At 44.6% G+C, this 24,391-nt stretch carries 20 protein-coding genes; 14 read left to right on the top strand and 6 right to left on the bottom strand.

Going from position 1 to position 24,391, the window contains the following annotated elements:
* Nucleotides 1-70 precede the first annotated feature (70 nt).
* Entirely contained in the window at nt 71-724 is a 654-nt protein-coding gene (gene folE / locus A142_RS18560; RefSeq protein ID WP_017061725.1) for a GTP cyclohydrolase I FolE, read from the top strand.
* A gap of 260 nt (nt 725-984) precedes the next feature.
* On the opposite strand, the gene A142_RS18555 is transcribed toward folE, so the two are convergent.
* The 4 genes from A142_RS18555 to A142_RS18540 all read right to left on the bottom strand — a co-directional run bounded on the left by A142_RS18555 (nt 985) and on the right by A142_RS18540 (nt 4,031).
* Nucleotides 985-1,638, bottom strand: a complete 654-nt coding sequence (locus A142_RS18555) for a hypothetical protein (protein WP_019822858.1) — start codon at nt 1,636-1,638, stop codon at nt 985-987.
* The gene (locus A142_RS18550; RefSeq protein ID WP_019822856.1) at nt 1,631-2,170 is read right to left on the bottom strand and encodes a YaeQ family protein; all 540 of its coding nucleotides are present in this window, start codon (nt 2,168-2,170) and stop codon (nt 1,631-1,633) included. The genes A142_RS18555 and A142_RS18550 overlap by 8 nt, the downstream gene beginning before the upstream one ends.
* 117 nt (nt 2,171-2,287) lie before the next feature.
* Nucleotides 2,288-2,497 (bottom strand): cold-shock protein, encoded by a 210-nt coding sequence (locus tag A142_RS18545; protein ID WP_010430417.1) that lies wholly within the window; start codon nt 2,495-2,497, stop codon nt 2,288-2,290.
* Nucleotides 2,498-2,945: 448 nt separating this feature from the next.
* Nucleotides 2,946-4,031: a PQQ-dependent sugar dehydrogenase gene (locus tag A142_RS18540; protein ID WP_019822854.1), complete on the bottom strand. Its 1,086-nt coding sequence runs from the start codon at nt 4,029-4,031 to the stop codon at nt 2,946-2,948.
* 270 nt (nt 4,032-4,301) lie between these two features.
* Between A142_RS18540 and A142_RS18535 the strand changes: the two genes are divergently transcribed.
* The gene (locus A142_RS18535) at nt 4,302-5,495 is read left to right on the top strand and encodes a multidrug effflux MFS transporter (protein ID WP_019822852.1); all 1,194 of its coding nucleotides are present in this window, start codon (nt 4,302-4,304) and stop codon (nt 5,493-5,495) included.
* A 145-nt stretch (nt 5,496-5,640) separates the two neighbouring features.
* Here the strand turns inward: A142_RS18535 and A142_RS18530 are convergent, their stop codons facing one another.
* Entirely contained in the window at nt 5,641-6,426 is a 786-nt protein-coding gene (locus A142_RS18530; RefSeq protein WP_019822850.1) for an ABC transporter ATP-binding protein, read from the bottom strand.
* A 77-nt stretch (nt 6,427-6,503) separates the two neighbouring features.
* Entirely contained in the window at nt 6,504-7,265 is a 762-nt protein-coding gene (locus A142_RS18525; RefSeq protein ID WP_019822848.1) for a siderophore ferric iron reductase, read from the bottom strand.
* Nucleotides 7,266-7,529: 264 nt separating this feature from the next.
* Between A142_RS18525 and A142_RS18520 the strand changes: the two genes are divergently transcribed.
* From A142_RS18520 to A142_RS18465, 12 genes are all read left to right on the top strand, one after another.
* On the top strand, nt 7,530-8,438 hold the full coding sequence (locus A142_RS18520) for an AraC family transcriptional regulator (RefSeq protein ID WP_019822845.1): 909 nt from the start codon (nt 7,530-7,532) through the stop codon (nt 8,436-8,438).
* A gap of 206 nt (nt 8,439-8,644) precedes the next feature.
* Nucleotides 8,645-10,792 (top strand): TonB-dependent siderophore receptor, encoded by a 2,148-nt coding sequence (locus A142_RS18515; protein ID WP_019822843.1) that lies wholly within the window; start codon nt 8,645-8,647, stop codon nt 10,790-10,792.
* A 91-nt stretch (nt 10,793-10,883) separates the two neighbouring features.
* On the top strand, nt 10,884-11,837 hold the full coding sequence (locus A142_RS18510) for an iron-siderophore ABC transporter substrate-binding protein (RefSeq protein WP_019822841.1): 954 nt from the start codon (nt 10,884-10,886) through the stop codon (nt 11,835-11,837).
* Nucleotides 11,837-13,831 carry a Fe(3+)-hydroxamate ABC transporter permease FhuB gene (fhuB, locus tag A142_RS18505; protein WP_019822839.1) on the top strand — a complete coding sequence of 665 codons (1,995 nt, stop codon included), beginning with the start codon at nt 11,837-11,839 and terminating at the stop codon, nt 13,829-13,831. The genes A142_RS18510 and fhuB overlap by 1 nt, the downstream gene beginning before the upstream one ends.
* 221 nt (nt 13,832-14,052) lie before the next feature.
* Nucleotides 14,053-14,865: a crotonase/enoyl-CoA hydratase family protein gene (locus A142_RS18500; RefSeq protein WP_019822837.1), complete on the top strand. Its 813-nt coding sequence runs from the start codon at nt 14,053-14,055 to the stop codon at nt 14,863-14,865.
* Nucleotides 14,866-14,958: 93 nt separating this feature from the next.
* The gene (locus A142_RS18495; RefSeq protein ID WP_019822835.1) at nt 14,959-16,134 is read left to right on the top strand and encodes an OmpP1/FadL family transporter; all 1,176 of its coding nucleotides are present in this window, start codon (nt 14,959-14,961) and stop codon (nt 16,132-16,134) included.
* The gene (locus tag A142_RS18490; protein ID WP_019822833.1) at nt 16,134-16,823 is read left to right on the top strand and encodes a hypothetical protein; all 690 of its coding nucleotides are present in this window, start codon (nt 16,134-16,136) and stop codon (nt 16,821-16,823) included. The genes A142_RS18495 and A142_RS18490 overlap by 1 nt, the downstream gene beginning before the upstream one ends.
* Before the next feature lie 287 nt (nt 16,824-17,110).
* Nucleotides 17,111-18,223, top strand: coding sequence for an NADH:flavin oxidoreductase (locus A142_RS18485; RefSeq protein WP_019822831.1), 1,113 nt, complete (start codon nt 17,111-17,113; stop codon nt 18,221-18,223).
* A gap of 420 nt (nt 18,224-18,643) precedes the next feature.
* Nucleotides 18,644-19,279 carry a CatB-related O-acetyltransferase gene (locus tag A142_RS18480; RefSeq protein WP_019822829.1) on the top strand — a complete coding sequence of 212 codons (636 nt, stop codon included), beginning with the start codon at nt 18,644-18,646 and terminating at the stop codon, nt 19,277-19,279.
* 152 nt (nt 19,280-19,431) lie between these two features.
* Complete coding sequence (locus tag A142_RS18475; protein WP_019822827.1) at nt 19,432-21,078, top strand: ABC transporter transmembrane domain-containing protein; 1,647 nt, start codon at nt 19,432-19,434, stop codon at nt 21,076-21,078.
* Nucleotides 21,075-23,309, top strand: coding sequence for an ABC transporter transmembrane domain-containing protein (locus A142_RS18470; RefSeq protein WP_019822825.1), 2,235 nt, complete (start codon nt 21,075-21,077; stop codon nt 23,307-23,309). Before A142_RS18475 ends, A142_RS18470 begins: the two co-directional genes overlap by 4 nt.
* The coding region (locus A142_RS18465) for an HlyD family type I secretion periplasmic adaptor subunit (protein WP_019822823.1) at nt 23,302-24,391 on the top strand (1,090 nt) is incomplete at its 3' end. The genes A142_RS18470 and A142_RS18465, both read left to right, overlap by 8 nt.

The raw sequence follows: 24,391 nt of genomic DNA, 5'->3' as shown, positions 1-24,391 counted from the left end.
GGGTGTATTTATTCAAAATTCCGAGTATCCTTGTTTGCCATCCAGAAGGGGTAATAAAAGAGGAAGTTCAATGTCAGGTCTTAGCGAATCAGCGAAGTTGGTTAAAGATGCGCTAGCAAGCCGCGGATTAGAGACACCAATGAGTCCTAACCAGGTTAGCCGAGAAGAGAAAAAGGAACGAATCGAACACCATATGCGTGAGATTCTCACTCTCCTTGAACTTGATCTTACGGACGATAGTCTGGAAGAAACACCGCAACGTATTGCTAAAATGTACGTGGATGAAATTTTCTCTGGTTTGGATTACGCTAATTTCCCTAAAATTACGGTAATCGAAAACAAGATGGGCGTTCGTGAGATGGTACGAGTAAAAGACATTACTGTGACCAGTACTTGTGAGCACCACTTAGTGACGATTGATGGTAAGACTGCGGTCGCTTATATTCCGCGTGGGAAAATCATCGGCCTTTCAAAGATTAATCGTATTGTTCGATTCTTTGCTCAGCGTCCACAAGTTCAAGAACGTATGACTCAGCAGATCCTTGTTGCATTGCAAACTCTACTCGAAACTGATGACGTTGCTGTCACCATGGATGCCGTTCACTACTGCGTGAAGTCTCGTGGTGTGATGGATGCAACTAGCGAAACCACAACAACAGCTCTGGGCGGTATTTTCAGATCAAACCCAGCAACGCGCCACGAATTCTTACACGGCCTGCGTTAATACGTTTCGTTATTTGATGAACGCGATTTAGCCTCTGTAAATTGATGTTCGTTGAAAATATTCTAAGCCTCGCTTTCTGCGGGGCTTTTTTACGCCTGTAATGAAGTAAACAGCAATGACTACGAATGCCGTCATTCCCTAGAGTGAAGAATGATCGTAATAGGGAATCTGTTGCGGCCAAGCAGAAAAAGCACGCTCTATATCTTAACGTTTGTTGAAAGCATATAAAGCGTAACTAGAATCAATCGCTGGTGGAGTGCTTAAGAAAGATTAAACAGACGCTTTAAGTGGTGAACAATGCCGGATGGCTTGTTCTCGGCTTGATAGATGTTCAAACCATCATAAAAACTGGCCATGAACTCTACGCGAATCTCATCATCACTGCTTCTCGATATACGAGACAGTAGCGTAGCGGCCACAGCAGCATGATCATTGGCTAGGCTGTAATCCATTCCTAGTCGTCCTTGAATGAACAACCACAAATGCGTGACTAGTTTTAACTGTTGAGCGTTAGAGTTTTGAAACTTGTCGCTGTGCTCAGAGCCCACTGTATTATCGAATACATTTTGCATCGCCTCATTCGCTTCTTTATTGCTTTCAAAGCGATAGCTTGCATCGATATGTACTTTAGTTAGCAGGCCAAGCAACGTCTGACGTGCAGAGTTGTCCGGTTTGTTCTCACAGGCGTGTTTAAACAAAGCGTGGTTTTCATCAATAAATGACGATAGCTCTTTCTCGTAGCCTGTTGAGAGCGCTTTGACTGAATCTAAACCTGCTTCTTTTAAACACTGGTGAAGCTTGGTTCTAGCTTGTTGTTTGGCTTTGATTTCTAGCTGCGCGTCGGCTTGCTGCTTGGCTTTTTCTAGCTGGCTAGCTGCTGTTTGCGAACTCTTCGGGGTTGGACGCTCAGTCATTACTCTGTAGCTCTTCCCACGTTACTTCTGCAGATTGAGTATCGCTGTTAACGAAAGCAGAGTTACCCGACAGCATGACTGAAAGATCCATCGTACGTTGTGTCATCGCTGCTAGCTGCTCAATACCATCGTTGTCTAGACGAACGATCTGAGCTTTTAGGTAACCGAATTTACCTTTGTTCTGTTCCCACCAAACGTTTGATTTAGTGTTGAAGCTGAATACGCGTACTGATTTAGATAGGCGAGTTGCCTTCTTAACACGCTCTGGATCAGGTTCGCCTACATCAACCCATTCTAGGATTTGATCGTCTAACGACTTCTGCCATAAATCGGGTTCTTCAATGCTAGACAACCCTTTAGTGAACTCAAGTTCAGGAGATGCATTGATACAGAAAGCCATGATTCGAGCCATCATTCGCTGTTCTGTTTCAGAAGGGTGTTGTGCAACCGTTAGATTAAAAGAGTCGTAATAGTCGCGATTCATATCGGTTAAAGAGATACGAAACTTGTAGATTGTCGGTTTAAGAGCCATTGAGAGGGTGTCTTAGGTAGAAATAGTGAAGGGGAATATTACCTTAAATCTCTGAATAACGGGTAAAAAAATAGCCAGCAGAGGCTGGCTATTTTTAGAAAGCTTTAAAATACTAAATTAAAGTACTTTGATGCTGTCAGCTTGTGGGCCTTTTTGACCTTGAGATACTACGAACTCAACTTTTTGGCCTTCAGCAAGAGTTTTGAAACCGTCGCCAGTGATAGCAGAGAAGTGTGCGAATACGTCTGGACCGTTTTCTTGTTGAATGAAGCCAAAGCCTTTAGTTTCGTTGAACCATTTTACTGTACCAGTAACTGTGTTAGACATGATGATATCCTAAAATTAAATTTTTATTTTGAGCCAATTGTGGCACTGATAGCGCGGAAAAGTTTATTGCTATTGCGTACAACACAACGGGGTTACTAGTAATCCAACGAAATGTTTATATACAAAGAACTTTCTTTCTAGCCGGGAACGAGTCTAAATCAAATCAGGGGATAGTCAATCGAATACATAGGGAAAGGTTGCAGAAACTTGGGGGTAGTCAAACTTTGCATTCCTTAAATATCATGGAGTTACAGTTGTATGGTGATTTGTTGTAGTTTTTGTGAAAAAGGTGGTCGAAATTGATGACGAATTTGGAGTAAATGCACTGTTTTAGCGCATTCATTTTTGCAAATTTAAAGCCGCTAACTGGGCATTGAGCCCACTTTTAACGGCTTATATTTATAAATGTCGTTGTCAGGTAAGTGCCTTTACTTGAACGAGGTCTCGGCTACTTTTTCAAGCGGTACAGATTGCCATTATCAGTGCTGAAGAAGATGTCTCCGTTTGGTGAAGTTTCGATGTCTCTTACCCTTTCGCCTAAGTCCTCTAAAATGCGTTCTTCCTCTATTGCCTCACCTTGTTCATTGACTGTCACAATATTGATGTGAGTAAGTTTTAGTGCGCCAGCCAGCAGTTTGCCTTTCAGCTCTGGGTATTTGTCTCCTTGGTAAACAATCAAACTGCCCGGAGCGATTGAAGGAACATAGACTTTTTTAGGCGCTTCAATACCATCTTTGGTTTCAGATTCGCCAACGCTGATAGGGCCCCAATACTCTTTTCCGTGTGAGGTGACTGGCCACCCATAGTTGGCACCTGCTTTTATTAGGTTGATTTCATCACCTCCGCGCGGCCCGTGTTCAATAGACCAAAGCTTTTTACTGTGGAGGTCGTAAAAGAGCCCTTGTGGATTGCGATGACCAAAGCTCCAAATTTCATTGAGCACCTTGTTGTTATCCGTGAATGGATTATCGCTTGGTGTGCTTCCATCGGCATTCAGTCGTAATATTGAGCCAGCGTGAGTCAGTGTGTCTTGGCCATTGTCTCGCTCACCACGATCACCGATTGAAAAATAGATGTGGCTATCATCAAAGGTGATACGGCTACCAAAGTGACGTCCGGCGTCTGTTTTGGACTTTGACACAAACACGTCTGTCCAATTGGTGACTTCATTATTGCTGTAATCAGCAGAAGCCAGTGTCGTTACGCCTTCACCATCGACGTCTTTACTATAAGTGACGTAGAACCTCCCGTTTTCAAAAGGAGATAATGCTATATCTAATAATCCGCCTTGGCCTTTAGCCCAGATATTTGGCAGCCTGAATAGTGTGTTTTGGTCGCCTGTTTTTAAATCAACGTGTTTAATGACGCCAGATTTTTCTGTGACTAGCATGGACTTATCGTTGACATAAGCCAGCCCCCAAGGGATCACGAGTCCGTCGGTGATCTCCTCTGCCTGCCACGCAAAGGTTGACGTTATAGGAACAGAGGCAAGCAGCGCCAAAGCACATGAAAAAATACGGTGATGAGTGTTCATTGAAGTCCCTTGATTATGAGCATCTAGTGTTAGTCTAGCGCTTGTGGCCGATAGGCGAAAAGCCGAGGTTGCTGAAAAGTGACTATTCACATATTTAGTTGAACGACTATTGTATGATTATACAAGCTCACGTATGTTTACTGTGCCTTACTCTATTTGATCCCGTCGGAGCATTATGAACAACTCGTCAGCAGCATTTTCGCTATTTTCTCAGTTTTTATGTTGTGAGTTAGATACGCACGATTTTTCTTCAAATGGACGTATTAAACGATGAGTCGTGGATTTGATTTTAAATCGATCTTACTAGCGTGTTTGGTCATCAGTATCGGTCAGCTCAGTATGGGCTTGGTGTTTCCTTCTTTACCTTGGATCGCAAAAGATTTTGATGTCTCGCTAGAGCAAGCTCAGCTTTTGGTGAGTGTATATTTATTAGGCTTTGGTCCTTCCCAGTTTATTTATGGCCCTATTTCCGATGCTCTTGGGCGTAAGAAGGTACTGTTAAGCGGTTTGTTGATTGCGATGCTTGGCCTCTTGATGATCATCTTCTTCAGTCACTCGTTTACTAGCATGGTGATGGGGCGATTCCTGCAAGGCTTAGGAACCGGTTGTTGCGCGATACTTGCTCGTGCGTCTACGCGAGACAGATTCAGTGGGGCAGATTTGCCATTAGCGATGTCTTACATTGCTATGGTTGCGTCTATTACACCTTTGATTGCTCCGGTTATCGGTGGATTCATTAACTTCCACTTCGGTTGGAGCATGGTGTTTATCTCGCTACTTGGCTATGTCTCATTAGCTTGGGTGGTGTTAGCGTTCAAATTTAAGGAAACCGTCACTCAGGTTTCGGCGATCCCTTCACCGAAGAAAATGGTTTCTCAATATAAGGAGTTACTCACTTCTCGTTATTTTATGAGCTTTGCGAGTATCGGTTGGCTTAACTTTAGCTTGATGATCACCACTGTTTCGGTGATGCCGTTTATCATGCAGAACCAGATTGGCATGACGTCAGATGAATACGCGATGTGGGCGGTGATTCCTGCATTAGGCATGCTTGGCGGAACAAGCTTATGTAACCGTATTCGCCCTATGTTGGGTAACAAGAAAACACTGTTATGCACGCCTGTGTTACACATCTCTGCTGCGTTGTGGCTTTTCGTCTGTCCACTTGAACCTCTGTATCTCATGCTTGGTCAGTTCTTGATGATTCTTGGTAATGGTATTGCTTTACCTTGTGCTCAGGCGTTAGTGATGTTGCCTTATAAGAAGAACGCTGGCGCGGCTGCTGCGATGTCTGGCGGCGGGCAGATGGTGGTCTCTTCAATGGTGAGTATGGGGCTGGTTCAATTAGGGCTAGGAGAAGCGTGGCATTTATCGCTTGTCATCATGTTGTTCACACTGATTACCCTGTTTAATATTTTACGTGGTTTCAGTAGCCAAGAAGCGAGACAGTCCCAGCTTAGCTAGTTATTTGGGTATTTAATTATTTAGCTAGCGAGTGAAAAACGAAAAGGCCATTGAAGTTCTACGATTTCAATGGCCTTTTTATGCTTAGAGCTTAGAGCTTAGAGCTTAGAGCTTAGAGCTTAGAGTTTGGACTTAAATATCCGAACTATTCACAAACAACGGCTACCTTTTCGCTTGCTGCTGTCTTAGCGGGAACTGGATGATCGATCAGTCGGATAGGGGACTCATACAGTGCAGACAAAGCCTGTTCATCAAGCAACTTATCCGCGCTGCCTTCAAACGCAATCTGCCCTTTTTTTAGGGCAACAATATGTGTGGCGTAACGAAGCGCTAGGTTCAAATCGTGCAAAATAACGATAACGCCAACGTCTTCATTTTTGTTCAGTTCAGACAATAAACTCATCAGTTGGAATTGGTGATGAACATCCAATGCAGAAGTCGGTTCATCAAGGATCAATACCGGTGACTGTTGAGCCAGCAACATGGAGACCCACGCTCGTTGACGTTCACCACCAGATAAGTCATCCGCTAATGCTTGTGAGAATTCAGTAACACCGGTTCTTTCCATTGCTTGCTGGATGATCGACTTATCTTCTGAATTCCAACGGCCAAGTGCGCCTCGCCAAGGAAAACGCCCTAAACGAACCAGCTCTTCGACAGTTAAGCCAGCAGAAGCTGGAAGTTTTTGCGGTAAATACGCAATCTTCTTGGCTAAGTCTTTGCTTTTTAGTGAAGAAAGAGAAGTGCCGTCCAGTTCAACGCTACCATGATCCGGTGACATCTGCCCTGATAGCAAATTAACGAGTGTAGATTTACCTGAACCATTATGGCCAAGAACGACAGTCAGTTCATTGGTCGTAATCGCAAGGTCTTCAATTGAGAGAATGGTTCGTTCATCACGAACAATTTTGATGTTTGAAAGCTGAAACATGTCAGTCCTGTGTCTAAACCAATAAAGCGAATCAATGAAATCAAATAAGCTTTATTGACCTTTAAAAATAGAGGGTGTTATTGCGCTGCTTTTTTGTTATCGGGGTGTCTTGGACAATCGTCGCAATACTTTCCTGATTCGCATTTGTAAACTAAGCAGCAGCTGACTCTGATTAGCTTTAGCATACCTGAGTTTGCATCAACCTTCAGGCTGTCCAAATGACTTTCCGACAATTGGCATGCCGCTAACCAAAGCTTCGCTTGTTCAGTGATATAGTCGTTAGTTAGGCTTGGTTCGTGCTGCTGAAGCTTGATCAAACTACTTAACAGTAGATCAGCCAGTAAGTGGTTGGTAAACCCTGGACGAATGCGTGTCCACTCACTAATCTGGCTGCGATAAAACTCGGTCAGCGCAAAAATAGCTTCACCCGCCTGTGGAATCAGTTCTTCTGGTGAACCGTGTTGATGATCACCATTAAAGAAACGGTAGCCGGTGACAAACTCTTTATATCTAAACTGGCCGATGTTCTTAATATCCGGCAATGAGTGAAGGCCATAAATGGAAATGAAGGTCACATAGATGGGTTGCCAGCATACTAGATCCCACGTTCGGGTTAACCAATAGGCTTTGCCCGCTTCAGGGTGGTTTTGTGCGAGGCCATCGTAAACGCGTTTGATCTCTTTATGGCTATCGTCATTCGTTATTGCAATGCTCTTACTATGCAGAGCACCAAAGCTTCCGCTTAAATAAGGGGTAACTTGCTTTGAGTAAGCGAAAATTTTTTGATGTAGAGACGGCGCTCTCCTACTAGTGACAATATTGTGGAGCTGGGAAAGCATCTTAAACCATTAAATGAGAATCAGTTGCGTTATCATAGCGAACCTAATTAAGGATAACCATACAAAATGGAGCATCTACGTTGGGCTTTTGCTGTTTTGGTTAATTTATGAATTGTACGCGGCTTAGCCTTTTTTAAGTGATCAAAGCCTTTTTAAATGATAAAAGTATTGCTGAAACCAATATGTTTTAGATCGTGTTGAGCTTTACTCAACCCCGAAAGGTCAACACGCCTTAGCCACCACCGAGAATATGAAAGCTTGAATATGAACACACCTGCATTTGACCGTATCAGCCGCGTTTTGGCTTATATCCATGCGAACCTTAGTTCTGCGCTATCTCTAGAAGATATTGCAAAGCAAAGCTGTTGGTCTCGCTGGCAACTGCAAAGAGTGTTTCAAGCCGAAACTGGGCTTACTGTGGCGAACTATGTGAGAGAGCTAAAACTGAGTCAGGCTGCCGAAGAGCTACTTGATGGAAGAGACCGGGTCATTGATGTTGCACTCGGGCTTGGATTCAACTCAGAAATTAGTTTTAGTCGTTCCTTTAAGCAGATGTTTGGGGCAAGCCCAAGCCAATATAGAAAAGCGGGTAAAAGAGTAGGGCTAAGGAAGCCGATACAAGTATCTGAAACCGTCAGTGCAGAAGAAAAAGGCGCTCTGAGTTTTGTTGAAGTTCGCATCGACGAAAAAGAGTCGTTTCTTGTTAAAGGCATGACATCAGAAATCAGTGGTTTGTTTTCACTCACGCAAGACTTCGCTCAGAAAGTCCCTCAGCTATGGTCACTTTTAGAAGGTGAGGTTGAGCTCCCTGACGACAACGTGCTCCAGTTCATTGGCGTGGTTGACCTGACTCAGTCTTGCTTTGACGGCACGAATATTCACTATTGGGCAGGAGTTGAGCTTCAGGAAGGAATTTCAATCCCGCAATTACCGAGTATTATCTCTGAAAGGTTAGAGGTACTGACGGTTCCTAAGCAAACTTATGCTGTAGTGAAGCACTGTGGTCCAATTGAGAATTTACGACACACCTTGAGTTGGTTTGTGCTGAATTGGATGCCAAGTTCAGGTTATCGTGGCGTTGATGGATATGAGCTTGAAGTGTATCCATTTGGCTATCAAGCTCATGCTGCTAATGCAGAAATGGAGTACTGGATCCCTATTATTAAATCGTAGTCATATTCCCGCTCACTCTCTTCTAGCAAAGCCTTCCTATCAATAGGGTCAATTGTCTTTTTAATCACCAATTGACCGTTTTCTACTAAAAATAGGTCAAGTTCTTTTTGAATTTGCACCAAATTGTTAATTATCCCACCTCTAGATACATACAATGCAAATGAGATTTATTATTATTTATATTAAGCATTGGTACCGAGGGAATTATGACCACTCACACTCGTTTTAAGTATTCATCATTGGCAGTCGCGTTGCTGACTGCGTTCTCAGCGCAAGCATTAGCGGAAGAAACCGTTACTGCGGTAGATTCGAATGTAGAAACTGTCACTATTATGGGTAAAGCCTATCGTAATACAGCAACTAAATCGGCACTTGAGCCAGAAGAAACACCTCAAGGTATTACAGTCATTGATGAAGAACAGTTAGAGCAACGAGGTGTGAAGTCCCTCAATCAGGCACTTAGATATGCGCCGGGTGTTGTGACGGAGCAAAAGGGCGCATCAGTAACGATGTACGATACGTTCTCGATTCGTGGGTTTAGTAACAATCAGAGTTACTACGATGGCTTGATTCTGCCGTTCCTTACTGGATGGAACCTGCAACCTCAGATCGACCCTATTGCGATTCAGCAAGTTGAAGTGTTTAAAGGCCCTACGTCTGTGTTGTATGGATCGATGCCGCCGGGTGGTATGGTCAACATGATCGCGAAGGCACCGCAAGAAGACTGGTCGACAAAAGTGGGTGTATCTACAGGCTCAAGAAACTTGATGGAAGCGTCAATTGATACTTCAGGTCAGTTAGGTGACAGTGACTTTTCATATCGTTTAGTTGCACTCGCTCGTAAACAAGAGAGCCAAGTTGATAACGCTGAAGAAGAGCGTTATGTGATTGCTCCATCGCTAGATTGGCAGGTATCTGATAGAACACTTATTAACTTCAATCTTTACTATCAGAATGATCCGTCAATGGGTACTAACTCTGCAATGCCGCTCGAAGTATTGAAGGCAAGTGATCCATCTGTGTCGATGGGCGACAAGAACTGGAGTACCTTTGAACGTGAAGTCTTGATGTTAGGTTACAAAATTAACCACCAAATCAATGACAACTGGACTTTCCTTCAGAACGCTCGTTATTCCGATGCGTCGCTATATCAAGAAAACACCTACCATCGCGGTACGAATTTTAACGCCGCAACTGGTAGCTTAATTCGAAATGTGTATAGCACGGATGAAGACTCTCAAAGCTTTGTTATCGATAACCAAGTTTCAGGCCGCGTCGAAATTAGTGGCTTAGAGCACAATTTACTATTCGGTGTCGACTACCTAAAGCTAACAGGTGACTCTTTGTACAAAGAGTTTGATGCAAACAGTAGTTTCGGTGATTTCAACGCATACAATCCAAATAACGACCTTTTGGATAAAAGTCAGCTGCAAGAGAATTACCGTGAATCCCACGACATTACTACCGAGCAGTTAGGATTATATTTCCAAGACCAAGTTCGCTATGACGAGCTGGTTTTACTTGCTGGTGGACGTTACGACATGTTCAAAGCGAGTGACGATAAAACGAGTATTTACCCAACAAGCGATGGCACAGAAAAAGCGGATCACAATCAGTTCTCTTACCGCGTAGGTGCTTTGTATGAGTTAGATAATGGCATCTCTCCATTTGTAAGTTACGCGACGAGTTTTGAACCAGCTGCTGGTACTGATATTAACGGTAATTCGTTGAAACCTCAGCTGGGTGAGCAAGTCGAACTAGGTGTGAAATACCTGTCTGCTGATATGGCACAGCAACTTACAGCATCATACTTTTACATTACTAAGAAAGATTCAATTGCTGCAGATCCATCGGATCCAACGTATCGCTCTAAGATTCAGTTAGGCGAAGTGCGTTCTCAAGGTGTCGAAGTCGAAGGCAGATGGTTTGTAACGGAAGATTGGGATGTTAATGCGAGCTATACGTATGTCGACATGGAAGTGACTGAAGATGCGAACCCAGATCTAGAAGGCACTACACCAATCTATGTACCGACACATGCTGCTAATCTATGGAGCAATTACTATGTCTATGGTGGTGCTTTATCAGGAACTCGCTTCAGTGCAGGTGCACGTTATATGGGTGAAATGGAGATGGATGCAACCAATACTCAAGGAAAAGTACCCTCATATACGGTTGTCGATTTGTCCGTGGGTTATGACTTAGGAGAGGCGAGCGACACATTATCTGGCGCAACCGCTAACTTGTTAGTGAATAACCTATTCAATGAAGAGTACTACACCTGTTACGACCAATCGAACTGCTGGTTTGGTGCTGAGCAATCTGTAGAGCTAAGCGTAAACTATGAATTCTAACTAGGTTAGGGTGATCAATTTTAAAGCAGCCTTCACTGGGTTGCTTTTGTTGTTTGAAGAAATATAGAATTTAGATTGAGTAGGCAACAGTATGAATTTACAACGAATAGCTTCCCATTTTTCTAAAGTAAAGTGCTTGAATGCAAAGCTGGTGGTATCCGTATTAGCGAGCGCTTTATCGTTTAATGCGATGGCGGATTTTCAAGTTGAAGACAGTGAGGGTGTTAAAACCCTTGAAGCTCAGCCTGTTAGAGTGGCTGCGCTGAACTGGGACATTGCTGAACAAGTGATTGAACTCGGTGTCACGCTAGTAGCAGTACCTGATATTGCAGGTTATACCGATTGGGTTGTTCAACCTGCGATTCCAGAAGGCGTGGCAGATATTGGCACTCGAACTGAGCCTAATTTCTCTGCTTTGAAGAAGCTAAACCCTGATGTGATTCTTATCGCTTCTCCTCAGAAAGATCTTCAGGAACGACTTTCTGAAATTGCGCCCGTGCTTTACTATCAAACATACAGTGACCAGCACAGCAATGCAGCGGCTGCTATCGAGAACTTCAAGAAGATCGGACAGTTGCTTGGTAAAGAAGAACAAGCGAACCAAAAGCTGGCCGCAATGGATGAGCGTATCGCGGTTCTAAAAGCTGAACTAGATAAAGCGTATTCGGGCGACAACCCGAAAGTCACCTCTTTCCGTTTTGCGAGCACCACTTCGGTATACATTTACGGTGATAACTCGATTCCACAATATGCACTTGAGCAGCTAGGCTTTGAGAATGCGATGGATCTTCCTGCAAGTGAGTGGGGCATCAGTCAAAAACGCATGACTGAGCTTAAGAACGTGAAGAAGGGTATCGCACTTTACTTTGAACCTTTCCCATATCAAGACAAACTAGACCGCTCTCCGGTCTGGAAGAGCATGCCCTTTGTTCGAAATGGTCAATTTAGCCCAGTGGCAGCAAGTTGGAGCTACGGTGGTGCCATGTCGATTTTGTATAACGCGGAAGCTATGGCGCAATCGTTGTTGACGCTAGCGGAGCAATAATGAAATCCAGTGGTTTGATGATGGGAGCGGCGTTATTTATCGCCGCCCTTATTCATTTATGGTTGGGTCAGTCTGAATTTGGCCCTATTGGTGAGTTGCTTCAACAAGCCTCACAGATCAGTGACATCGTTACATTCAACTCAATGGTTGATGATTCATTCGAGCTGATGGCGTTAGCCTATGTCAACTTACCTCGCTTGGTCATGGCAATCTTGGTTGGCGCAACACTTGGCACCATCGGCAGCTTGTTTCAACAACTGACCCAAAATCGTATGATGTCGCCGCTAACCTTAGGTACATCGTCAGGTGCATGGCTTGGTCTGGTTATTCTGAATGTGGTTGCGCCGATGTTGGTCGCTCAGTATTCAGTTTGGTTTGCTTTAATCGGTGCGCTGCTTGCGATGGGGCTGATTGTTTCGATTGTTGGAATCAAAAACATGAGCGGCTTGCCAATTGTATTGGCGGGTATGGCGGTCAACTTGTTGCTAGGGGCATTTGCGACGGCGATTATTCTGCTCAACGACCAGTACGCACAAAATCTGTTTGTGTGGGGAGCGGGCGATCTAGGACAGAATGGTTGGGAACAAGTGCTTTGGTTGATGCCTAAGCTGTTGCCGATTTTTGCCATATTCTTTTTAGCACCGCGAGTTCTGACTTTGCTTTCCATCGGCACAGAAGGGGCAGCAGCGCGTGGCCTTAACATCGGAACGACATTCTTTGTATTGATGGCGGTTGGCGTTTGGTTGGTGTCTGTGTCGATTACCTCAGTGGGCGTGATCAGCTTTATCGGCTTGATTGCCCCTAATATCGCTAGGCATCTAGGTTTTTTAAAGGCCAAATCTGAACTCATCGCAAGCTGTGTATTAGGTGCGTTACTGCTGTGTGTCACTGACAGCTTGGCGATCTTCTTGGCGCAATGGTCTTTGGATATGATTCCAACAGGGACGGCAACCGCAGTGATTGGTGCTCCAGCTTTGATCATTATTGCTCGCAAGCAAATGTCTGCTCAAGATCAGCTGTTTTTCTCGATGCCTAAAGGGCCAAAGTTTATTTCACCTGTGGCTTACTTCTTGTTGGGCACAATGATTTTCGGGTTGCTGGCGTTGAGTTCATTGTCTCAGCCTTCTTCTGATATGGGCTACTTTGTTATTCCAGACGCATTTGAATGGTCTATTCGTTGGCCTAGAATGTTAACCGCGATATTCGCTGGTGGCGGCTTAGCGGTGGCGGGTGTGATTTTACAAAGATTGGTCTACAACCCGCTCGCAAGCCCAGATATTCTTGGTGTGTCGGCGGGTGCGGTTCTGGCGTTGATTTTCAGTAGCTTATTCATGGGCTATTCGATTCACTCGCTAAGCCCGTGGGTTGCGTTTCTGGGCACTGCGATTGCACTCTGTTTGTTATTGTTGCTTGGCAAGAAGCATCAGTTCGCGCCATCGATTTTGATCCTCACAGGTATTTCGCTGACCGCGGTATTGGAAGCTTTGGTGCAATTCTCTCTAACGCGAGTGGGTGAAGGGAAATACACATTATTGGCTTGGTTAGCAGGGTCTACCTACCGTGTGGAGCCTGAGTCTGCCACTATAATGGCTGTCGTGATAACGGCTTGTATTGGTGTGGCTCTGCTGTTGAGTCGTTGGGTGACGTTAATTGCGACTGGACGTCAGTTCGCGAGTGCCAGAGGGTTGAATATCAATATCGCCTACGTGGCATTGTTGTGTATTGTTGCGATCTTATGTTCGGTCGTGACAACCACCATGGGACCTGTCGCGTTTATCGGCTTGTTAGCTCCGCATATCGCTGCAATGATGGGGGCTCGTTTGGTTCGAGAGCAGATCATCTTGTCGTTTTTAATTGGTGCTGCACTCATGCTATTTGCAGACTGGTTAGGGCAAGTGGTGGTATTCCCAGCTCAACTCGCTGCAGGGACGTTAGTTTCCATTATTGGTGGTAGCTACTTCATCTTCTTGTTATTGAAATCTCGCAGAACATAGGTTCTCCCAAAACTGAGAGTCCGTGATTATCAAAGCTACTGGTATTCAAAGCTACGAATAAAAAGCAGTGAATGGAGCGATCCATCACTGCTTTTTTATTTATGTCGTTTGTGTAAAGGGGCGGTGTTAAGCAACACAGGTCTCGCTTCTTAATGTGCAAGTTTGGCATATGTTAATAAAATGTATAATCTAAAGGTCTGACCACTGATAAGGTAGCCACCATGCCAAACCTCGATCGTATTACTTGTTCTATCGATGAAAACCAAATTGCGACGGTTGTGTTGAATCGACCCGATAAGCTGAATGCTATTGATATGGCGATGTTTGAAGCCGTTAATGACATGATAAGTGAGCTCAAGAAGAACAGAGATATTCGAGCTGTTATTGTTAAAGGCAGTGGTTCCGATTTTTGTTCTGGTTTAGATGTTAAATCGTTATTAAACAGTAAAGTAGGGGCGATGAAGCTTTTGTTCAAATGGTTACCGACATTACCTAATGCTGCGCAGCACTTTTCGCTTGGTTGGCGAGAGATCCCATGTCCTGTCATTTTTGCGATTCATGGTCGTTGTTGGGGAGGCGGCCTTCAATTAGCCAGTGGTGGTGATTTTAGGATGGCCAGTCCAGACGCGACTTTCTCGATACTGGAAGCCAAATGGGGTTTGATTCCTGACATGGGAGGCGCCATCGCATTTCGAGAGTTAATGCGTAAAGATCACACCCTAGAAATGGCGATGACGGCCAAAGTGATCGACTGCGAAACCGCGAAAGAATATGGATTGGTGACCAAGATTGCCGAAGACCCTTACGCTGAAGCTTATGCCTTGGCATTGGAATGTGCGAATCGGTCGCCAGATGTTGTCGCTGCTAATAAGAAACTCTATAACAAGACTTGGTGGTCAAGCCCGGGAATGGCTGTATTCTACGAGACTTGGTATCAGATAAAGGTTGGGTTAGGTAAGAACAGAGCGATTGCTGCTCAACGTGAAATTCATCCCGATAAGCCACGCTCTTACTTAGCAAGAAAGTTCAAATAACGCTTGTACAGGAATAATCGATATTCCCTTTGTTTATGGGGCTTTGCGGTAACCTTAGAGCAATTTAATGTCTAAGGCTAAATGAGCGCTCTGATGAACAAAACTTTTACTTACTCTCTAGCTGCCACTGCAATTTTTACGAGCTTAAATGCATTCGCAAGTGGCCTGTTTTTGCAAGAAGCTGTCGTTGCCAACGCTGGTACTACTGGTGCTGGCGACGGTGTTTACACTCGATCTGCAGCGGCGATGTGGACAAACCCTGCCACTATGTCTCACATGGGCGAAAGTAAGACGACCATCAACACCATGGCTTTCGATCTTGAGATGAAATATCAAGATAACGGTGACAAGCAAGATGGTAAAGCTCACTCAGTGATGCCTTCATTTGGCGCATTCCACGCTCATCAAGTCACTGACAAGTTACACCTTGGTATAGCACTTGGTGCTGTCGGTGGCTCTAGCTTAGATTACGGCAGCAATTGGGCGGGTGCAGCACTTTTAGAAGATATCACTCTCACTGCAATGCAAGTGAACCCATCACTAAGTTATAAGCTGAATGACCAGTGGTCAGTAGGCGCAGGTGTGCAATTCAGTTGGGCTGCATTCCAACAAACAACGTCAATGCTTACTGCTAAACAAGACACTGATTGGGCATACGGCTATAACCTTGGCGTAATGTACACACCGACAGATAAACTTAAGTTAGGTGCCAGCTATAGATCTAAGCTAGAACACGAGTTTAATAACGAAGTGAAAGGTTTAGGTGATGTTGCTAACTCTTTTTCTACAGATATTGCTCTTCCTGAAATCATTGACTTCAGTGCAAGTTATGCATTGAACTCTCAACTTGATCTTTTGGCGAGCATTCAATTCCACCGTTGGAGTGAATGGGATGAAACCGTACTTGATTTTGGAGCAACTAGTATCGGTGGTGTTCCTATTAAACGCGATTGGGATGATGTGTGGAAATTTGCGGTAGGTGCGGACTATCAATTGAACTCAGACTGGCGCTTAAAAGCAGGGTTCTCTTACGAAACTTCGCCACAAGATGATCCTGCAATGCAATGGGTTGATTTACCAGTGGGTGAACAGTACCGTTACTCAGTGGGCGCATCTACCTACTGGGATGACATCTTAATTGACGTGTTCTACGAATATGCAGATTTAGGATCAGTTGAGATGGATCGTGATGGGCCTGCTGGACGTAACTTATTAAACGGTTCGTTCGATGGTCGTATCCACTTCGTTGGCGTCAGTGCTACCTTCTAATGACAAAACTTAACTTATTAATTGTTGCAGCAGTAACATGGTGTTCAACGGGTGCTTTTGCTGAAGAGAAGCACCCTGACGACCCGACTAAAATCGTAACCAAAGCTGGCGTTGCTTATAACGAAGATTTACAGTTCTCTGGGTCTATTGGTTTAGATGAAGCGCGAATGATCAATGCTCGTGTCAATGCAGACGGCGAAGAGTGGCGATTAGGCGGTTCATGGCTGTTGCCTATGGGTATCGTGAACTTCAACTTTAGCCGCTCTGAGTATGATAATGATGCTTATAAGAATAACTACAGTATTGGTACGTTTATACCACTGAGTTATTTCGACATTGAGCCGTTCGGGTGGCAAATCTTCCCTATGGCTGGCTACAGTTATAATGATGGCGAAGTAGCGGTTTTCGATTATGACAACGTTGGCTCTGATTATGTATTGATGCCGAGTGCAACACACGGTGGTTACATTGGCGCGTTTGGCTTAAAAACGATTACGGATGAATGGTCTATTATGGGCTTCGGTGGTGGTTCAATGGGCTCTGATGATTATTCAGGGTATTGGGCTGGTGTCGGTGCTAGCTACAAGTTGAGTGATGCTCAATCATTCAACTTCTTCACTATCTTTGCTGAGGATGACTTCGGTGAAAATAACAGTGTTGGGGCTTCTTATACCTATGAGTTCAAATAACTGTTAGCAGGCAGCAATTCGCAGGTGGACACCTCTCGTAAGAACCATTGACTTAGTCCAGATTAAATTGAACAAAGTCGCTTATTAAAACTTAGCGACTTTCTTTTATTACCATTTCTCCAATCTTTTTTATCTCTTTTTGATGCTTTCTATATCTTTCTCACATGAGAGTGCCGCTCTCTTAATCTAGATTAAGTTTTCCCTGTCTTATTCTCTGTAGTATCCGCCTGAATCAGTGCCCATGCTTAATGGGTAACTCGCGTAATACGATTTTGAGAGGAAGACACTTGAGCACTTTGTTTACAGAAACCCACATTGGCAAGATGACACTAAAGAACCGCTTCATGAGAAGTGCAACGTGGGAAAATATGGCCACCGAAGATGGGCATATGACAGATAAACTGTACGCTATCTATGAAGAGTTGGCTCAAGGTGAAATCGGCCTGATCGTAACGGGTTACGCGAACATTGTTGAAGAAGAAAAGCCGAATGCGGGCATGATGGGGATGTATAACGACTCATTCATAGCAGAGTATCAAAAGCTGACTCAACTGGTGCACGATAATGACTCTAAAATCGTGATGCAATTGGCTTATGGTGGCACCAAAACCACGCATGATCTTGGCGAACGAGTGATCTACGCACCAAGTGAGGTTCCAGAAAAAGGAACTCAAACACTAGGCAAAGCGATGACTAAAGACGAGATCGACTACATTGTTGATGCGTTTGCTCAAGCGTCATTGAGAGCACAGAAATCAGGTTTTGATGGCGTTGAAATTCATGCTGCTCATACCTATCTGATTAACCAGTTCTTAAGTCCTTATTACAACCAGCGTGAGGACGAATACGGCGGTAGCTTAGAAAATCGCATGAGATTTTTGCTAGAGATCTACACGGCAACGCGCAAGCTAGTAGGCGACGATTTCCCAATCTTGGTTAAGCTGACCGCTTCTGAGTTTTTTGAGGGCGGTGTGACCTTCGATGAAACGCGTTTGGTGTGTAAAAAGCTTGAAGAAGTAGGCGTTGATGGCATTGTAGTTTCTGGCAACATTCATGGTAAAGCCGACACCATGATTGGCGAGTCACACGACGGATTTACTATCCAAGCTGAAGGTTACTTCCATGAATACGGCCACGCAATTAGCCAAGACGTTAACATCCCAGTTATCACGGTTGGCGGCCTGACGGATTTTGATGCTATCGAAGCGATTGCGAACAACACGGGCATTGAGTACTTCGCACTTTCACGACCTCTGCTTTCTGAGCCGCACTTAGTGAAGCGTTGGAAAGAAGGGGATAAAAGCCCTGTTGAATGCGAACGATGCTCTAAGTGTCGCACTAAGCGCGGTAACTTCTGCGTGGTCAACAAAGACAGAAAAGTACAGCTTGCTCGTATGTAGTCGCTGAACCCAGCTCCAAGCGTGAGCCGGAGTTTATAACTGAGTCTAAGTTTGAGCCTGTGTAATCGCGCAGGCTTTTATTTATTTCATATTATATGAAACGAAATTTGAAACCTTATTAATCACATCTTCCTGTCAAATTGGCGCGATTAAACAGATACACTAAGCCTGTAAATTGTCCAACCAAGTTATCGATAAAAACTGAGCAAACTTTGAAATTACTTCCTCTCTTAAAGCAACCTCGAATCCACTGACGATTCTTTAGTTTTAGCGACATTGCTATGATTTAAGCGTGATACTCACTATTCATCCCAGCGAACCCTGTGTTTATGGGGCGTTAGTTTGTGCACCTTGGATTTGCATCGTCGAACATTTTGATATTTAAACGGATAAAACTAAATAGATCATTCAGAGGTAAAAATGCACAAGAAGCATTGGTCCAAATTCGAGTTGCTACATGAAGTCGTAACCAACCCCAATATTCACGTAAAAGGTCAACACAGTTATTACAGCGATTGCTGGGATAATGGCTTTGAACAGTCAGTAGTGCGTTATTTACATGGCGACGAGGTCAGCCGCCGGTGGGAGCCGCGATGGGAAATCGACGAACTCTATATCGGTGATTATGTCTGCATTGGGGCCGAGGTTGTGATTTTAATGGGCGGTAACCATACACACAGAGTCGATTGGTTTTCACTTTACCCATTTATGGATGTCATTGATGACGCCTACATTGGTAAAGGTGATACTCACATTAAAGATGGGGTGTGGCTAGGCATGCGAGCGATGGTGATGCCCGGTGTTACGATTGGCGAAGGCGCTGTGGTTGCAGCGAATAGCGTTGTGACAAAAGACGTCGTACCCTACAGCATTGTCGGTGGCTCTCCAGCTAAAGTCGTCAAATACCGCTTTGATGAATCCGTAATTGATGAGCTCATTTCATTCAAAATATACGAGTGGCCCTCAGATAAATTTGAAGCACTGAAACCGTATTTATGTAACTCGGATTTCTCAAAGCTAAAGCAGGCGATAGCGGATTACGACAATGGTTTGTAAGGAGCGTTTATAAGGTACAGATATAGCCACAGATTTGTGTAAAAAGATCTGTGTCATATTTATATTGAAAAACACGTTAAATCAGTTCGTTACCTTGCAATACCCAATATGGTGTACCAATCTTATTTCATAAGCATGGATAAGGATTGTGTATGCCCGCAAGTTCAATGAAAAACAAAGGGGTGGTGGGGAAAGTCCTACTGCCTTCTTTGCTCATAAATCTTCTTTCTCTCGCCGTTCCGCTAACGGTTTTACAAATTTACGATCGTATCTTACCTAATCAGAGTTATGGGACTGCCACTCTGTTATTAGCGGGTGCGACGTTGGCTGTTGCTATGGAAGCACTCATGCGTTTTGTGCGTACTTGGCTTTTGTCTGCTGCGGCCAGTAATACCGAGAAAGCAACCTATCAAACCTTGGTGGAAAGGGTGACTAATGCTTCATCAAGACATCTTCGTCATTTAGGTGTTGGTGGCGTAGAAGAAGGGCTCGGCTCTGTATCCAAAGTCAAAGATTGGTATTCCGGTGGGGTGATTGCAGGCTTTATTGATTTGCCTTTCGCATTGATCTTCTTGGGTTTGGTGGCTTATATCGGCGGTGAGCTGGTGGCGATACCTTTGGCAGTTTGGCTGATTACTCTCGGAATTGTTTGGTTATCTTCTATTCGCGTTAAAAGCCTAAGTGAAGAAGCTTCCCAAGATGAGCAGGAGCGAAAAGCGTTTTTGATTTTGCTAAGCCAAACCATTCAAGGAATCAAACGTCAGGCTGTTGAGTCTCGAATCTTCAATCAGTTTAAATCCCTCAATAATGTTCGTTCTCAGTCTAAAGCGAGAGAAGAGGAACAGAATGCCTTTGCCCAAGAGTGTATTCAGCTTGCAGCATTAGCGACGTCAGTTTTACTCGTGATTACTGGCAGCTTATGGGTGCTGGATGGTCAGTTAACTACTGGTGGATTGGCGGCATGTTCTATCTTATCGGGCAGAGCGGTTGCACCGTTAAGCGCTCTGGTCGGCGTTCGAATCAAGCTTAATTCAATACACAGCGCGAATCAGGCAATAGAAAAATTGAGTGACTTGTCACTATCGGAATCTTCAGATTCTGAGCAAGCTGAGAGCCACTTGTCTGACTTTGAAATGTTGGAAATCAAGCAAGCGACCGTTGAAAGATACGGTGAACTCGCTCATGCCGATGTCACATTGAATAAAGGTGAGTTGGTATTGCTAGAGAGCGAAGATCGTAACACCAATAGCCACCTATTGTCGTCGATAGCAGGTATTGATGATCTGAAAACCGGTGAGTGCTTCATTAACGGAGCTGCCGTTTCTATCGCATCCGTAACCAATATTGCGGCCTACTGCGGCGTTAAAGGGCAGTTGGTGTCAGGTACTATTCTCGACAACTTGTGCGGGTTTGATCCTGAGAGAACACATAGCGCCAGTGACTATGCTAAGCGTTTGGGTTTGACCAAGGAAATCACTCGATTACCCGATGGACTAGAGACACAAATTGGCCATACGAGTGCGTCTTTACTGAGTATGGGCAACGTGAAAATGCTCAATATCGCGACTCAACTGGCAAGTGACAAGCCCATTATCATGTTAGAAAGGCCAGACTCTTCGCTTGATTTAGATGCCCTTGGAAACTTAGCTAAGGTTCTGGAAGAAGAAGTGGCGGCAGGACGGACGATACTGATGGTGAGCTATCATGCAAAACTTCGCGAACTAGTGAGTCGAACAATTACAGTAGAAAACGGTTCAATTGCCGAAGACAGTACTAATCAGCAGGAGGTCATTGCATGAATCGTTTAGATGCTAATCGCCATGGCGAAACAGACGGTCAACATGAGCCGATGAACCGACTGGAAACTGAAAGCCTTTCTGTGCTCAAGGAGTTGGAAGTTAATGCGAATATCCAATTGTTCGCTCGCCAATGGGTTGATGAGAACGGCATTGAATCAATTGATGATATGTTTGCCCTGTTTGATAGGCTTGCATTGCCATATCGCTTGGTTGCCAACTTAGATGAAGTAGGCGATCACAAATTAGTTCTACTGGTTCTCGGTGAAAATGAATTGGTTTCTGGTCACTTGGAGTCAAAACAGTTTGTTGCCGTTGATGGCAATGAAGACGTTTCAGACATTCCTCAGTTTTGCATCGTTATCGATGGGCCACCATTAGAGAAGGCATCTCCTGACTGGGTTGGCGAAAGGTTACATGCGTTTCGCCCTATCATCCCTAAATTGCTGTTGGTCAGTTTTATCACCAACTTGTTTGCACTTGCTGTTCCATTCATCACGATGTCGATTTATGACCATGTGATTGGCGGTGATGCAGGGCATGAGCTGCAAGGTATCGCCATTGGCGCGGCGTTGTTGTTTGTAATGATGGGGTGGTTGAGAACATTACGTAGCCGAGTGTTTGCTTCAGTTTCGAACCGAGTAAGTCGTGAAACCTCTCAATCCCTTGTGCAGCGTCTGCTTCGAAATAGCTATGCTCAAAACCAGCAAACGGCTTCGTCTAGTCAGCAAAACCAAGTGATGCTGTCAGAGCGTATTTCAGGTGTGCTATCTGGGCCATTAGGAAATGCGTTATTTGATCTTCCCTTCATTCTAATCTTCGTACTTGCGATTGGTGTGTTAGGCGGGTGGTTAGTGCTGGTTCCAATCGTTTCTTTGGTTCTGTATTACTTATTGGCTAAGCGTACGATACGCTCTAGCAGCAAGCGTTCAATGCAATCGACGGTAGCAGGTACGAATCGTCAAAATATGACCAATGAATTGTCATCCAAGCTTGCCTTTATTCGCAGTGCCGGATTCTCAGAGCACTGGATTCAACGCTTCAAAAAAGCCAACCTTCTCGCGTCTACAGTGACCTTTAATCAATCGGTTCTCCAGAGTCGTTACACCTCGATTTACTATTTCATTGGTGTAGGTTCGACACTCGCGGTGATGGGGTTAGGCATTGGACTTATCTTTGAACAAGTGATGACCCCCGGTGGTTTGATTGCTTCAATGATGTTGATATCTAAAGTGACGGGTCCCGCTCAGGTGTTGGCAAACAGTGCGATGCGTTTTAACAGCTTTAATCAATCCAAATTGCAGGTAAATCGTATTTTGTCTCAGCCATCTGAGCGCGAGTTCAGTTACCAACATCACCCGTTGCCTGTGGTAGCGCCTAGCTTGAAATTAGACCAAGTGACACTGCGTTATCCCAAACAGAGTCGCCCCGCCTTGAATGGTGTGAGTTTTGATATTGAAGCGGGTGAAATTGTTGCGATTACTGGCCCTTCTGGGAGCGGTAAATCAACATTGATCGAAGTGCTGTCTGGCTTGCAGCTTATCCAAAACGGCATGGTTGAGCTTGAAGGTGTTAATCTCGTTCAATACGACCCGCAGCTCTATCGTCACTGGTGTTTCATTCGAGCCGCATACCCTGATTTGCTTACGCTGAGTATTCGAGAGTGGCTAAACGACGGTCATAAAGTCGAAGATCAGAAAATGATCTCTGCAATTGAAATGGTGGGAGGAAAGCGTTGGTTCGAGACATTATCAGGTGGGCTAGACACTTCCATCAGCAGTATTCAGCCGGACAGCCTTTTTGACATGTTGTCTGGCAGCGTCGCGCAGATCCTCATTGACGCGAAAGCGCTGGTTTATGACTACCCTATGTTCTTAATGGATAATCCTGTGCCGGATGCTCACCCAAATGCTAAACGTATATTTGGTGAGTTTGTGCACTCGAAAAAAGGAAAAGCAACGGTGATCTACACGTCCCACGATCCGGATTTAATCAAGCTTGCCGATAAAGTTGTGGTATTAAATGAAGGTGCAGTGGTTTATGCCGGTCCATTAGAGCCGGAGCAGTCTTCGAATCAGGAACAGCCTTCAGAACTTCAAGCTTCTCAAGAACCGCAGTTATCTGAGCAACCGTTATCTCAAGAGTTACAGCCGTCAACTCAAGATTCGTCTGCTCAACAAAATGCAGCCCAACAAGAACAATCAGAGTCTAAGCAAGGAGTCGCTAATGACTAAACAATCTATCGAGAAGGGCAAGCGCTACGGTGAACTTGTTGAATCACAAAATACGGCTCGTACATTGGCGCTGGCCACATGGTCGGTTGCCTTATGTGTTATTGCTTTTGCCACTTGGTCTGTCGTCACTCAAGTGGATGAAATCGCCAAAGCCAAAGGTGCTGTGATTCCAGAAGGCGAGAAGCAAGTATTACAAAGTGCGATTGGCGGTAAGTTAAAGCAAATTCTCGTAAAAGAAGGCCAGTTGGTTGAGAAAGGCCAACCGCTTGTTGAGTTTGATGCCACTTTCCAGCGTACCGCCCTTGAAGAGCTCAAGTCTCAACAAGTGACACTTCTAGCCAGTGTGGAGCGTATGAATGCTCTGCTTGAACAACGCGAGCCTAACCTTGCTGAGTTCGAGGTCGATTACCCAGAGATCGTCAGCCAACAAAAAGCGCAGCTGAACGCGCAAAAAGCCCTGTACTTCCAAAAGCGAGTGGTGCTTGAGAAAGAGAGCGAGCAAATTGCAGAACAGCTTCTTAGTGTAGAAAAGGCCTTGCCGAGTTATGAGAAAGAGTTGAATGCGACTAAGCAAGAGTTGAACATACTAGAAAAGGGTTATAAAGCGGGTAACATTTCACGCTTACGTGTGCTTGAAATGCGACAAAAACTGGCCAGTATCGAACAGAAAATCGAAGAAGCTCGTGGTAAGAAAGCGGTGTTAATCAAGCAAGCAGACAGCACAGAGCAAAAAATTGAACAGCTTTTAGCAGAGGCGAAGGCCAAGGTCAGCGATGATCGTTCTAAAGCCGTATCTGACTTATCAGCACTGAATGCCAGAGTTCGTTCAAGCCAAGCTAAATTGACGAACACTATGTTAGTGTCACCGCTACAAGGCTTGGTGCAAAGCCTGCCAAGCACGCAAAACGGTGGTGTTATTCAGCCAGGTGGCACTGTGGTTGAAATCGTTCCTGTTGGTGGGAAAGCCGACTTTAAAGCTCGTTTATCGCCAAGAGATATTGGTTTTGTGAGTGTAGGGCAGCCTACTCGAATTAAGATTGATGCGTTTGATTACAGCCGCTTTGGGGCACTTAAAGGGGCGG

The sequence above is a fragment of the Vibrio splendidus 12E03 genome (genome assembly GCF_000272105.2).
GTDB classification, from domain to species: Bacteria; Pseudomonadota; Gammaproteobacteria; order Enterobacterales; family Vibrionaceae; genus Vibrio; species Vibrio splendidus_I.
The sequence above is the reverse complement of the archived record's forward strand: the minus strand, read 5'-3'. Positions and strand labels throughout refer to the sequence as shown.

Bases quoted from the DNA above. Each gene is read 5' to 3' on its own strand.
- A142_RS18535 (WP_019822852.1), top strand. From the start codon at position 4,302: ATGAGTCGTGGATTTGATTTTAAATCGATCTTACTAGCGTGTTTGGTC.
- fhuB (WP_019822839.1), top strand. From the start codon at position 11,837: ATGAAATCCAGTGGTTTGATGATGGGAGCGGCGTTATTTATCGCCGCC.
- A142_RS18480 (WP_019822829.1), top strand. From the start codon at position 18,644: ATGCACAAGAAGCATTGGTCCAAATTCGAGTTGCTACATGAAGTCGTA.
- A142_RS18555 (WP_019822858.1), bottom strand. From the start codon at position 1,638: ATGACTGAGCGTCCAACCCCGAAGAGTTCGCAAACAGCAGCTAGCCAG.
- A142_RS18545 (WP_010430417.1), bottom strand. From the start codon at position 2,497: ATGTCTAACACAGTTACTGGTACAGTAAAATGGTTCAACGAAACTAAA.
- A142_RS18515 (WP_019822843.1), top strand. From the start codon at position 8,645: ATGACCACTCACACTCGTTTTAAGTATTCATCATTGGCAGTCGCGTTG.
- A142_RS18475 (WP_019822827.1), top strand. From the start codon at position 19,432: ATGCCCGCAAGTTCAATGAAAAACAAAGGGGTGGTGGGGAAAGTCCTA.
- A142_RS18520 (WP_019822845.1), top strand. From the start codon at position 7,530: ATGAACACACCTGCATTTGACCGTATCAGCCGCGTTTTGGCTTATATC.
- folE (WP_017061725.1), top strand. From the start codon at position 71: ATGTCAGGTCTTAGCGAATCAGCGAAGTTGGTTAAAGATGCGCTAGCA.
- A142_RS18470 (WP_019822825.1), top strand. From the start codon at position 21,075: ATGAATCGTTTAGATGCTAATCGCCATGGCGAAACAGACGGTCAACAT.
- A142_RS18495 (WP_019822835.1), top strand. From the start codon at position 14,959: ATGAACAAAACTTTTACTTACTCTCTAGCTGCCACTGCAATTTTTACG.
- A142_RS18540 (WP_019822854.1), bottom strand. From the start codon at position 4,031: ATGAACACTCATCACCGTATTTTTTCATGTGCTTTGGCGCTGCTTGCC.
- A142_RS18500 (WP_019822837.1), top strand. From the start codon at position 14,053: ATGCCAAACCTCGATCGTATTACTTGTTCTATCGATGAAAACCAAATT.
- A142_RS18530 (WP_019822850.1), bottom strand. From the start codon at position 6,426: ATGTTTCAGCTTTCAAACATCAAAATTGTTCGTGATGAACGAACCATT.
- A142_RS18550 (WP_019822856.1), bottom strand. From the start codon at position 2,170: ATGGCTCTTAAACCGACAATCTACAAGTTTCGTATCTCTTTAACCGAT.
- A142_RS18510 (WP_019822841.1), top strand. From the start codon at position 10,884: ATGAATTTACAACGAATAGCTTCCCATTTTTCTAAAGTAAAGTGCTTG.
- A142_RS18490 (WP_019822833.1), top strand. From the start codon at position 16,134: ATGACAAAACTTAACTTATTAATTGTTGCAGCAGTAACATGGTGTTCA.
- A142_RS18525 (WP_019822848.1), bottom strand. From the start codon at position 7,265: ATGCTTTCCCAGCTCCACAATATTGTCACTAGTAGGAGAGCGCCGTCT.